The sequence below is a fragment of the Bacteroides cellulosilyticus DSM 14838 genome (genome assembly GCF_000158035.1).
In the GTDB taxonomy this organism is placed as follows: domain Bacteria; phylum Bacteroidota; class Bacteroidia; order Bacteroidales; family Bacteroidaceae; genus Bacteroides; species Bacteroides cellulosilyticus.
Genome location: NZ_EQ973490.1, coordinates 1,119,464 through 1,133,135 on the forward strand (window position 1 = coordinate 1,119,464; position 13,672 = coordinate 1,133,135).

Here is a 13,672-nt window from a genome sequence, read left to right on the forward strand (position 1 = left end):
AAAAAGAAGGGCTCAAATCAAACTACATTCATAGTATGAAGCTCGATGACTGGAACCGCCTTTGGTTTACTACAAACAAGGGAATATCTTATATAGATCTCAAAACAAGAAAAGTGGTAAGTATTGGCGAATATATCGGTTTGAACAACCTCGAATACAGCTACCACATCGCCTGTAAGCGTAAAAATGGTAATCTGGTATTTGGAACAACAGATGGCGCCGTTGAGTTCTCCGCCCAGCAAGAAACCGATATTCAACTGGAATCCAAGCTGATTATCACCGATTTCAAGTTATTCTACAACTCAGTAAAGGCAAAAGATGAAGGTTCACCGCTGAAACAGGCCATCAACGAAACCTCTGCCTTTTCGCTGGCCTACGACCAGAACTCTTTCTCCTTTGCCTTTTCTTCCGTCAATTTCCACCATCAGCACTTGATTTCTTATGTCTATAAACTCGAAGGTTTTGATAATGAATGGTATGCTGCACCCGAAAATAATATCATCAGCTATACCAATATCAATCCCGGAAAATACACATTCAGACTCAGAGCATTAAACAAAGACAATAAGGAAATCATTGACGAAAGGGAGTTGGACATTGAAGTCGCCCGACCTTACTGGGAGTCGGGTTGGGCCTGGGCAGTTTATCTGCTTCTGTTTGCAATATTGCTGCGGTTCATTATTCAGTATGCCAAAAACAAGATGGACAAACGGTATTCAAAAGAAAAGATACGTTTCTTTGTTAATGTAGCCCATGACATTCGTACTCCGGTGTCTCTAATCAAAGGTCCTCTAAATGACCTCGGAGAGAGTGAGGCACTAACTGAAAAAGGCAAAACCTCTCTTTATATTGCCGTAAAGAATACTGAAAAACTGTTTCAGATGGTTTCCCAATTACTTGATTTCGAAAAGGCAGATCTTTCGGCATTGCGACTCATTGTGAGCCCCAATGAGCTGGCGGAATACATACAGGAAAAGATATCTTTCTTTAATGTCGAAGCTAAGCACAAGCAAATCTATCTGACATACGATATCGATTTCGACTCGCTTAGCGTATGGTTTGACCGCGAGAAGATGGATAAAATAGTTAATAACATCCTCTCCAATGCCATCAAATACACGAAAGAAGGCGGACAAGTCCACATCAAGGTCTGTCAGGATGATAAAAACTGGTCTCTTATTGTGTCGGACACCGGCATTGGTATTCCGGCATCCGAACAAAAACATCTATTCAAGAGTTTTTTCCGGGCTAAAAATGCCATCAACTCAAAAGAAACAGGTAGCGGTATCGGGCTGTTACTGACTAAAAAGTTAGTGAAACTGCATAAAGGAGAAATATCCTTCAGTAGTAAAGAAGGTATAGGAACAGAATTTAGACTGACTTTTCCAAAAGGAGACCAGTATTTTATGCGCGGCAACAAACTAACCGAATATCAGGGAAGCGATTATCCAAAAGTCCAGGTCATCCCCCGCGAAGCGGAGCAGCAAGAAAAACAGTCACAGAAAGTCACTATTCTTGTAGCCGAAGACAATGATGATATGCGCCTGTTCCTCAAAAACAGTCTTTCAACAGACTATCATGTGGTGGAGGCCTCCAATGGCGAAGAAGCTATGAATATGGCCCTACAGTTGAACCCCGATATCATTGTATGTGATATCATGATGCCTGTTCTCAACGGAGATGCCGTATGTAGCCGCATTAAAACTTCAGTAGAAACAAGCCATATTCCTTTCATTCTTCTCACAGCTTTGGCAGATAAAGAAGATATTATCAAAGGACTGGACTGTGGTGCAGATGATTATATCACCAAACCTTTCGACATATCCATCCTAAAGGCCCGGATACGTAACCTACTCGCCAACAGGAAGAAGATAAGAGAAGCATTACTTTCTGACAATCCACCTGCTCAGGATGTAACATACACCAATACGTTAGACTGCGAGTTTATGGAGAAAATTCTTGCATTGATTGATGAATGTATGGAAGATCCCGAATTTTCTATCAACAATCTCTGCGCTAAACTCGGAATGAGCCGTTCCTCACTGTATAATAAACTTAAAGCTCTGACAGATCAGGCACCGAATGATTTCATACGTATCATCCGCCTGAAAAAAGCTGCGGAGCTTTTGCGCAGCAGGAGATACAATATTTCGGAAGTAGCTGCCATGACCGGTTTCCCCGACTCCAGTTATTTCAGTACAGCTTTCAAAAGGCAGTATGGAATGAGTCCGCGCAAATACTTGTCCGAAGAACCCGGTTAAAAGACGTATCCGGATAAGTATTACAACATATTCCCGCTTTCTATAGAATTCAGTTTTCTCTTTCAGACTTATCTGAAAGGTTCGAAGTTCAGTTTCTGTGTGAATCCAACACGGAAAGGCGTTCTACCCCCATTCCTTTCCTTTTTTGATAACTGATAAAATACTTTTGATAACTGATAAAAATCTCCCCTTAACAGGAAACAAAAGTATTTTAATAACTGGAAAAAGCCATTTCCGCTTACTATGCGTAATCTTGCAGGCAGAAAACCTTCGCACTGATTTCAATCTTATAAATAGAAAACATATGAAAACAGTTACCTTACTAATTACTCTCTTTTTATGTATACCTTGCATGGCTCAGCCTGGCAAAAAAGTAAAAGAAAAAAGAACCTATAACAATCCGGTTATTGACTACAGTCTGCCCGATCCAACAATCATCAAGGCTGACGACGGCTACTTTTATCTTTATGCTACTGAAGATATACGCAACCTGCCCATACACCGCTCCGCCAACCTCGTTGACTGGGAGTTTGTAGGCACAGCCTTTACGGACAGTACTCGTCCCACTTTCCAGCAATTGATTTGGGCACCGGATATCCGCAAAATAGGCGATAAATATGTGCTCTACTACGCCAACTCTTCCTGGGGTGAAGAACACACAAATGGTATTGGCGTAGCGTGGTCTTTACGCCCCGAGGGTCCTTTCACCGACGCAGGAAAGTTATTTCTCAGCGATGAAATTGAGGTTATGAATTCCATTGACGCATTTTATATGGAAGAAAATGGCCGAAAATACCTCTTCTGGGGTAGTTGGCACGGACTGTGGGGAGTGGAACTGACCGATGATGGTCTTGCCCTCCAACCCAATACGCCCAAAATTCCTATAGCCGGAAATGGCTACGAAGCCGGACTACTGCATAAACACGGTGATTACTATTACCTCTTTGCCTCTACAGGTTCCTGTTGCGAAGGATTGAAGAGCACTTATACCACTGTTGTAGGCAGATCGAAGAATCTGTTTGGCCCTTATGTCAATAGAAAAGGCGAACTTATGCTCAGCAACCATCACGAGGTAGTTATTGAGAAGAATAAAGATTTTGTAGGTCCCGGGCACAATTCTCAACTTGTGACAGACGATGCCGGTAATGACTGGATATTCTATCACAGCGTCAATGTAAAAAACCCCGAAGGACGTGTACTTATGATGAGCAAAATCGTCTGGGAGGATGGCTGGCCCACCGTTGAGAATAGTTCTCCGGCTGTTACAGCAACTGCCCCCTATTTCAAAAGTCAATACAAAAATTAAGAAATAAGAAGTATGAAAGATTTAGTTTTGAAAGGATTAAGGATAACCGTAGTGTCACTGGCTCTTTCCGGGTGCAATACCCCTGATAATCTTTATCTGGACCCTGCCCAACCTATAGAGGCAAGGGTGGATAACCTAATGAAACAGATGACGTTACAAGAAAAAGTGGCCCAGATGTGTCAGTATGTCGGCCTGAAACACATGCAGACCGCAGAACGTGACCTGCTGATCACAGAAATGGAGAAAAGCCATGCACAAGGCTTTTATAAAAATCTCCATTCAACAGATGTAGCCCGGATGACAGAGGAAGGTTTAATAGGTTCCTTCCTCCACGTCACCGATCTTGAAGAAGCCAACCACCTGCAAAGTCTGGCACAAAAGAGCCGGTTGAAGATCCCCCTGATCATAGGCATCGATGCCGTCCATGGCAACGGACTATGTAGCGGAACAACTATTTACCCTACTCCCATCGGTCAGGCAGCCACATTCGAACCTGCTTTGATAGAACAGGCCTCTCGTGAAACCGCTCTTGAGATGCGTGCCACCGGGGCACACTGGGCATTCACTCCCAATGTGGAAGTAGCACGTGACCCACGTTGGGGACGCACCGGAGAAACCTTTGGCGAAGATCCTCATCTGGTAGGGGTAATGGGTGCCGCAACCGTACGGGGATTACAGGGAAATGATTTCTCCAATCCCGAAAACGTCATTGCGTGTCCTAAGCACTTCATCGGTGGAAGCCAGTCTATAAACGGAATCAACGGAGCACCTTGCGATGTTTCTGAGCGCACCATCCGCGAAATATTTCTTCCTCCCTTCAAAGCCTGCCTTGATGCCAATGCCTACACTTTTATGATGGCACACAACGAGGTGAACGGAATACCCTCGCACAGTAATAAATACCTAATGACCGATCTCCTGCGTGACGAATGGAAGTTCGACGGATACATCGTCAGCGACTGGATGGACATCGAACGATTGCATGATTACCATCGTATTACTGAAAGCTATACCGATGCTTTTGTGCTCTCCGTGCAATCGGGTATGGATATGCACATGCACGGACCCGACTTCATGGAAGCCTTGCTGGAAGCTGTGAAAGATGGCAGACTCACAGAAAAACGTATCGACCAGTCTGTCAGAAGGATACTCACTGCAAAATTTAAACTCGGACTTTTCGAAAATCCCTATTTCGATGAAGCCAAAAGCAAAGACCTACTCTTCAATAAAGCCCATCAGCAAACAGCCCTCGAAATTGCGCATAAATCCATTGTACTATTGAAGAATGACGGCATATTGCCACTCGACGTTTCCAAATACAAAAAGATATTTGTTACAGGTCCTAATGCCGATACCCATGTCATTCTGGGTGACTGGGCTGTACCACAGCCCGAAGGAAATGTAGTAACCGTACTGAAAGGCTTGAAAGATGCGGCACCCAATACTACTTTCTCATTTCTTGACTTTGGCTGGAACATCCGTACCATGGATCCGGCTAAAGTGAAACAAGCTGCCGGCATGGCCCGCCAGGCTGATCTTGCCATCGTAGTCGTAGGAGAAAACTCTATGCGTGAGCACTGGTCAGAAAAAACCTGTGGAGAAAATACCGACCGTTCTGATATTAACCTGCCCGGACTCCAGCAAGAATTAGTGGAAACCATTCAAAACACAGGTGTGCCCACTATCGTCATACTTGTCAATGGCCGGCCTTTGGGCGTGGAATGGATCGCTGATCATGTTGCTGCTCTCATCGAGGCCTGGGAACCCGGTTCATTCGGTGGTCAAGCCATTGCTGATATCCTCTATGGAAAAGTCAACCCCTCGGCCAAAATGCCGGTCACTGTACCTCGTAACGTAGGACAAATCCAGTCTGTATACAATCATAAACTCACAAGCAACTGGTTCCCCTACGCCATAGGCAAAAACGGTCCGTTATTTCATTTTGGTTATGGTTTGAGCTACACTACTTATCAGTACACTAACCTTCGCCTCTCTAAATCCGAAATATCCACGGATGAAACTCTGACAGCCAGTATAGACATCACCAACACCGGTCAAATGGATGGTGACGAAATAGTTCAGTTATACATCGGAGATGATTTCAGTTCCGTCACCCGCCCACTCAAAGAACTCAAAGGTTTCAAACGCATATCTCTTAAAAAAGGAGAGCAAAAGACCGTGACATTTGATATCACTCCCCATATGCTGTCTTTTTATGATACGGATATGAACTTCAAAGTGGAGAAAGGAACATTCAAGATCATGGTGGGATCTTCTTCCCGAGACGAGGATCTCAATACAATTGAATTACGCGTAAAATAACTTCATATTGTCCTATTTTAAATCTATCAGCCTATGAAAACATAAGTAAGAAAAACCACTAAATCACAGTCAAGAGTTTACAAACCATTAATTTAGGTAGTGTAGACATTCTACATTGCCTATTTCTTTAAATCCATTATTTTATGAAAAATAGAATTAGAATTGATTCCTGCCATGTTGCTGCCATGAAATGGCTTCGGCTCTCATTGTTCCTGCTCTTTGGGCTTGTCCTTATTCCGATGTACGGTCAGAGCGACATAACCATACGGGGAAAAGTCGTCTCAGCAACCGACCAGTCCGAATTAATCGGTGTAAATGTGCTCCTGAAAGGTACCAGTAGCGGAACAATAACAGATGTAGACGGAAACTTCCAGTTGAAAGTGTCCCCTAATGCTACGCTGGTATTCTCTTATATCGGCTATAACGACCTTGAGTTGAACCTCACTCCGGGAAAGACACAATACACTGTAGCTATGACTGAAGACTCACAACTCATTGATGAAGTTGTGGTTGTAGGATATGGCGTACAAAAGAAGAAACTGGTCACCGGTGCCACTGTACAGGTTAAGGGCGACGACATAGCCCGTATGAATACCATTTCCCCACTGACTGCATTGCAAAGCCAGACTCCCGGGGTAAATATCACCAAAACATCCGGTCAGCCCGGTGAAGGATTCAAGGTAATCATTCGTGGTATCGGTACTACAGGTTCTTCCAATCCCCTTTATATTGTAGATGGAGTGGCCAGAGGGAACATTGATTATCTGAATCCGGCTGATATCGAATCACTGGATGTACTTAAAGATGCCGCATCGGCAGCCATCTACGGAGCACGCGCCGCCAACGGTGTTATCCTGGTAACCACCAAACAAGGCCGTGAAGGAAAAGCTGCCATCCAATATGACGGATACTATGGCGTACAAAACGTATACAAGAAACTCAACCTGCTGAACGCTACGGATTATGCAATGATCAGACAGGAAGGGCAGTCCAATGACAACATGGAACCGCTCGATTTTGATAAGCTCCTGGCACCGGGTGACTGGAAAAGGATACAAGAAGGCAAATGGAACGGAACTAACTGGCTGAATGAAATGGAAAATAAAAATGCTCCTATCCAAAGCCATTCGCTTAATATCTCGGGCGGAACACAACAATCCGTATACTCTATGGGCCTGTCTTATACTGCACACGAAGGTATTTTCGGCAAGCCCGTAGAACCGCACTACGACCGATACACTGCCAGAATCAATTCCGAGCATACGCTATACCGCATTAAAGATATGGATGTGATTAAAGTAGGTGAAAACCTCTCTTACTCATACAGTGAAAAGAAAGGACTTGCCATAGGCAATATGTACGGTAACAACATTTCTTCAGCCTTACAAACGAATCCCATGCTGCCCATGTGGGCCAGAGATGAGAATGGAAATGATATCGTAGGTGAATACCATCAAGCCATCCCCTTGTTGAATGTAGAAGTGAATCCGATTGGTAAAATGGTCTATGAAAATGGAAACAATCTTTCCAAAAACCACAACCTGAATGGTAATATATACGCTGTAATTCAACCGATCAGGAATTTAAAGTTCAGAACGAATTTCGGATATAATTTCAGTGCTTCTTCATACCGTAGTTTTTCTCCGAAATACCATTTGGGAGATGCAGCTAAGAGAGATAATAATTCTGTATACCAAAGTATGAGTACCGGTTTGGGATGGACATTTGAAAACACCCTGTCGTATGATTTTACAATCAAAGATACTCATAACTTCAATACCCTCATCGGTATGTCAGCCGAAAGAGGCGGATTGGGTGAAAGCATAAACGGTACGAACGAGAAATTAATCTTCGACTCCTTTAAATACGCCTATCTGGATAATGCCAAACTAATTATCCCCGGACAGACCACCCTCGGTGGAGCACCATGGGAAAAGACCGGATTGATGTCTTACTTTGGCCGTATCAATTACGACTACAAAGAAACTTATATGTTAACCGTAGTTATGCGTGCTGATGGCTCTTCCAACTTTGCTAAAGGTAACAGATGGGGTTATTTCCCCTCCGTATCAGCCGGTTGGGTATTGAGTAATGAAAAGTTCATGGAGAATATCACCGACAAAATCAGCTTTTTAAAAATACGCGCCAGTTGGGGACAAAATGGTAATCAATCCATAACACCTTTCCAATATCTGTCTACTATTGCCATGTCTAATAACGACTACTTCCCCGGTCAAGACAAAGGTGACAAGCAAACCGGCTCCTATCCGGACATCATGCCGAATCCTGACGTGACCTGGGAAACATCCGAACAGTTGGACTTAGGATTGGATGCCCGGTTCTTTGACCACCGATTATCGTTTACTTTCGATTGGTACCACAAAAAAACGAAAGACTGGCTTGTACAAGCGCCCGTTTTAGCCAGCTACGGTACGGCGGCACCCTACATCAATGGCGGTGACGTTGTAAATAAGGGTGTTGAATTATCACTGGGATGGCGTGATAACATCAACGATTTCAATTACAGTGCTTTAATTAACCTTTCCCATAACAAGAATGAAGTGACTCGTATCGCCAATACCGAAAAGATTATTCACTCAGGGGTTCGTTTGGGAAATGTAGCGTCGGAGTTTGCCCGTGCCGAAGAAGGATACCCAATCGGTTATTTCTATGGCTATCAGACTGATGGATTATTCCAAACCCCGGAAGATGTTCAGAATTACAAAAACTCGGAAGGAGTAGTAATCATGCCGAATGCAGTACCCGGTGACGTGCGCTTTGTAGACCGTAATGACGACGGAATCATTGACGATAAAGATAAGACAATGATCGGCAAATCTAATCCCGACTACAACCTGGGCATTAATCTCAACATGAGTTACAAAGGATTTGACCTGACATTAGTGGCGAGCGGTGTCTTTGGAAACGATATATTAAGAGCATATCGCATGCCCGATAGTCCCAGCCAGAATTATACCAGTGAAATCCTGGGACGCTGGACCGGACCGGGAACATCAAACAGTATCCCCCGCATATCCAGTGGTAACCACATCAACCGTTCTTACATCTCCGACCTTTATCTGGAAGACGGATCATATGTAAGAATGAGCAATGTAACCTTAGGATACGATTTCAAGAAACTATGGAAATCACTACCTTTTGAACAAGTAAGATTCTATATTTCGGCCCAGAACCTGTTCACCATTACAGGCTATTCCGGCATGGATCCCGAAATCGGTACAAGTACCGGTGAAAACTGGATCAGCGGCGTTGATTTTGGTTTCTATCCTACTCCACGCACCTTTATGGTTGGAGCATCAATTAAATTTTAATTTAGACGCATTATGAAAAAGATTATATTATTGGCAATCGTTGCAATATCCTTTTCAATAACTGGATGTTCAGACTTCTTGGATACAGAGAATCTCACAAAGAAAGACTCTTCAAACTACCCCCAGACAGAAGAGGACGCACGGGAATTGCTAAATGGAGCATACTCCGCACTCTACATCTGTACGAACCCTTCCCACCCATTCCTGGCCGGAAACATCTTATCTGACGATTGCTTAGCCGGAGGAGGCCTGGGAGATTTATCTCAACCTATCCGCTATCTGAAAGCAATGTCCGAAAACGACTTTGGTCCTTTGTGGTCTGCCCTATACACCGGCATTTATCGTTGTAACAACATATTGGAAAATGCCGAAAATGTGCAATGGGAAAACGGAGTAGAGAAAAACAAGATCTTAGGTGAAACCTATTATTTAAGAGGCATGTTCTATTACTACATGGCTATAACTTTTGGCAATGCGCCCCTTGTTTTAGACACTACTCCTCAGAATAATCCTAAAGCAAGTGCCGATGAGATGTTCAAGGTGATTTTATCTGATTTAAAACAGGCTATTGAATTGCTGCCCAATATAAAATTTCAGGATATTGATAAGAATAAAATCGGATATGCCACCAAATGGGCGGCAGAAGCTCTTATGGCACGGGCCTACCTGTTCTATGACGGATATTACAAACAAAACAGGAGGGAAAACGTAACCCTGGATAATGGCTCTGTTACCTCGCAGAATGTCATTGCCTGGCTGGAAGATTGCATCAAGAACAGTGGTCATGATCTGTTAAGCGACTTCCGCAACCAATGGCCATACGCTATAGATATACCCGAAGCGGATTACAAATACGCGAGAGACAATAATCTGTCATGGGTAGGAGAAAGCGGTGATAATAATGAAACCATCTTTGCCGTAAAGTACTCTTCCATTGCCAGTTGGTCGGATAACTATAGCAATCCCATTGCACTGAATATCGGTTTAAGAGGGCAGACACAAGTTCCGTTCGGAATGGGATGGGGCATTTGTACGGTAAGTACCAATTTCTGGAATGAATGGCCCGATGAAGATTTGCGGAAGAAAGGTTCTATTTTAGATGTCAGAGATACGGAAGAAGGCCTTTCCGGTTATGACTTCGGAGTTTGGGAAGCATGGCAGGAAACCGGTTATCTGCCGAAGAAGTACCTGCCGGTAAATGTAAAGAAAGTCAATGCGGATGGTTCTGTTACTATCTGTAATTATAGCTGCGTGTTATATGGAACAAGTCCGCACTACATGAAAGATACAACACAGGATTTGGTACTCATCCGCTTTGCCGATGTATTATTGATGCATGCCGAAATGACCCGGACGATAGATGGCATCAACAGGGTAAGGACCAGAGCACAACTTCCACCGATTCTTGCTTATACCGATGAAGCTCTCCGTTCCGAACGCAGATATGAACTGGCTTTCGAAGCATTGAGATATCATGATTTGCTACGTTGGTACGGAACAGATGCAGGCACCATTATCAAGCAAAATCTGAACCACTGCATCATTTACAATAATTTGCAGCAAACCACCATCAACGAAGATAGAGGTAACGGCTACTTTGATCAGTTTGATAGAAGAGTAAAAGAAACCGGTGGGTTTATGCAGATTCCGAATGATCAGATTCAGCTCTCGAACGGGGTATTGGAACAAAACCCAGGCTGGGAAGGCTCCAATAACATGTTCTAAACGAGTATTCACCACAGAGTGACACAGAGTATCATTCTATGTCACTTTGTGGTGAACCCGTCAGAAAAACGTATCTTTAAAAACTCATTTTGAACTAAAAGATGTATGAACCTGAAACAAGGAATAATAATCATTTGCTTACTCTTGGTACTGCCGCTTTACGGGCAGTCGCTTTCCGACTATAATCCCATCTGGAACACCCCCTCTCAAGGTTCACACGAATCGATGCCTTGTGGCGGAGGATCAATCGGTATGAACGTATGGGTGGAGAACGGGGAGCTTTATTTCTATTTCTCACGTAGCGGCACATTCGACGCCAATAACGGCTTTCTGAAAGGAGGCCGGGTAAAGATACACCTGACCCCTAATCCTTTCGAATCGGGAGACTTCCGCCAAGAGCTAAAACTTGAAGACGGATACATTGAAATTACCGCCGGCAAAGAAAAAAGCATCATCGAGATTTGGGCTGATGTATTCCATCCGGTCATTCACGTAGATGTGAAAGGTAGTCGTAAAACGGATATAGAAGTTTCTTATGAGAGCTGGCGATACAAGAACAGGTTGCTTCGCAAGGATGAATCTCATTTCAACTCTTATAAAGGCAACCCTCCCGAGGTCTGTTTACAGCGAAGGATTCAATTGGTTTTATAGACAACCAAATCGGATTTTGCCATCGCAACGCAGCAGAAACAGTGTTTGATAGAACCGTAGAACGACAAGGACTGAATGATGTGAAAGATCAGATGATGAATCCTCTGAAACATCTCACCTTTGGTGGAAGAATATATGGCGATAATCTCGTAGCCGGAAAGACATATACGGGAATATACACTGATACAGATTTTAAAGGGTGGAGTCTAAAGAGCAGAAAACCGGCACAGGAGCATCAGATTCGGTTAGCACTTGCTACTTTGCAATGTGAAAACCCGGCAGACTGGGAAACAATGCTCAATAAAACCATCTCGAAAGTTCAAACCGATAAAAAAGCAAAGCAGAAAACCCGGCAGTGGTGGAACTCGTATTGGAAAAGAAGCTATGTCTTCATCGATTCCGGTAAAATAGGGAGTGATTACTGGAAAGTGGGCCGTAACTATCAGCTTTTCCGATACATGCTCGGATGTAATGCGTACGGTAGCGAACCGACTAAATTCAACGGCGGACTGTTTACGTTTGACCCGGTACACATAGATTCTACCCGGGTATTCACTCCCGATTTCCGCTTGTGGGGTGGAGGAACCATGACGGCACAAAATCAACGGTTAGTCTATTTCCCCATGTTGAAAAGCGGTGATTTCGATATGATGAAACCTCAGTTTGACTTTTACGAACGTATGCTGGACAATGCCAAACTACGAACGAAAGTCTACTGGAACCACGGAGGAGCCTGTTTTAGCGAACAGATTGAGAACTTCGGTCTGCCTAATCTGGCCGAATACGATTGGAAACCACGCCATGAGGGATTCCCGGTAGGAGTAGACAGTAACCCGTGGTTGGAATACACCTGGGACACAGCCTTGGAATTTGCACTCATGATGTTCGATGCGCACTTATATAATAACGAGCCTATTGTTCCGCATCTTCCATTCATTGAAAGCCTACTTACCTTCTTTGACGAACATTATAGCTATCTGGCATTAAGACGGGGAACGAACAAGCTCGATGGAGACGGTCATTTGGTGTTGTACCCCGGTTCGGCATGCGAAACCTATAAAATGGCAACCAACGCCACTTCTACTGTTGCAGCTTTGAAAGTCATTACGGAAAAGCTTCTGGAATTGCCGGAACTTGACGCTACACAACGTGAACATTGGTCGGGTTTCCTAAAACGTATTCCCCCCATTTCCTATCGTGAAGTGCAAGGTAAAAAGACAATCTCACCGGCAAAGATGTGGGAAAGAATCAATAATTCAGAAGTTCCGTCACTCTATCCCGTATATCCGTGGAGAATATACGGAATAGGCCAACCGGAGTTACAGACTGCAATTAATACGTATCTGTATGACCCTGAAGCCATCGAATTCAGAAGTCATATAGGGTGGAAACAAGACAATATCTTTGCCGCCTGCCTCGGCCTGACTGAAGAAGCTGAACGGCTCACCTTATTGAAACTGTCCGATGGGCCTCATCGTTTTCCCGCTTTCTGGGGACCCGGATTTGATTGGACACCCGATCATAACTGGGGAGGAAGTGGAATGATCGGCTTGCAAGAGATGTTACTTCAAGCAAACGGTGATTCTATTCTCCTATTCCCTGCATGGCCTGAAAACAGAGACGTTCACTTCAGGCTGCACGCTCCCAAACAAACCACCGTAGAAGTTACGCTGAGAAATAATAAAATTGAATTTATGCAGGTTGAGCCAAAGACAAGGGAAAAAGATATTGTTATTTGCCTTCCCTCGCATTTTAATCATAAATCTTTTTACCATGAATAGATGTATTTTAGTAACAGGAGTTTTCCTCTTTTTATTGAGTGCCGGCCTTTTTGCCTCGGATATTGATAAATATTATGCTAAGAAGGAATATATATCTCCCCGTAGAGATACGCTCAGATACAGGGTATTAGAACCTGAAAGAATAGAAAAGAATAAAAAATATCCGCTGGTCCTGTTTTTACACGGTGCAGGTGAGAGAGGAAGTGACAATGAAGCTCAACTGGTCCACGGAGCAAACATGTTCCTGAATCCGGTAATCCGGGATCAACACCCGACCTCGTAATCTATCCTCAG

General features: G+C 43.8%; 6 protein-coding genes and 1 pseudogene. All 7 read left to right on the plus strand.

Features of this window, described 5'->3' with window-relative positions:
- Window positions 1-2,261: hybrid sensor histidine kinase/response regulator transcription factor (locus BACCELL_RS08750; protein WP_007211350.1), on the plus strand; the 2,261-nt coding region annotated here is incomplete at its 5' end.
- A 304-nt stretch (window positions 2,262-2,565) separates the two neighbouring features.
- Complete coding sequence (locus BACCELL_RS08755) at window positions 2,566-3,567, plus strand: family 43 glycosylhydrolase (protein WP_044153725.1); 1,002 nt, start codon at window positions 2,566-2,568, stop codon at window positions 3,565-3,567.
- A 12-nt stretch (window positions 3,568-3,579) separates the two neighbouring features.
- Window positions 3,580-5,889, plus strand: a complete 2,310-nt coding sequence (locus tag BACCELL_RS08760) for a glycoside hydrolase family 3 N-terminal domain-containing protein (RefSeq protein ID WP_007211353.1) — start codon at window positions 3,580-3,582, stop codon at window positions 5,887-5,889.
- Between the two features lie 143 nt (window positions 5,890-6,032).
- Complete coding sequence (locus BACCELL_RS08765) at window positions 6,033-9,221, plus strand: SusC/RagA family TonB-linked outer membrane protein (protein WP_007211354.1); 3,189 nt, start codon at window positions 6,033-6,035, stop codon at window positions 9,219-9,221.
- A gap of 12 nt (window positions 9,222-9,233) precedes the next feature.
- Window positions 9,234-10,946, plus strand: a complete 1,713-nt coding sequence (locus tag BACCELL_RS08770) for a RagB/SusD family nutrient uptake outer membrane protein (RefSeq protein WP_007211355.1) — start codon at window positions 9,234-9,236, stop codon at window positions 10,944-10,946.
- 105 nt (window positions 10,947-11,051) lie between these two features.
- Window positions 11,052-13,378: pseudogene (locus BACCELL_RS08775) on the plus strand (DUF5703 domain-containing protein).
- Entirely contained in the window at window positions 13,371-13,661 is a 291-nt protein-coding gene (locus BACCELL_RS08780; protein ID WP_007211358.1) for a hypothetical protein, read from the plus strand. The pseudogene BACCELL_RS08775 and the gene BACCELL_RS08780 overlap by 8 nt, the downstream one beginning before the upstream one ends.
- Window positions 13,662-13,672: the final 11 nt, after the last annotated feature.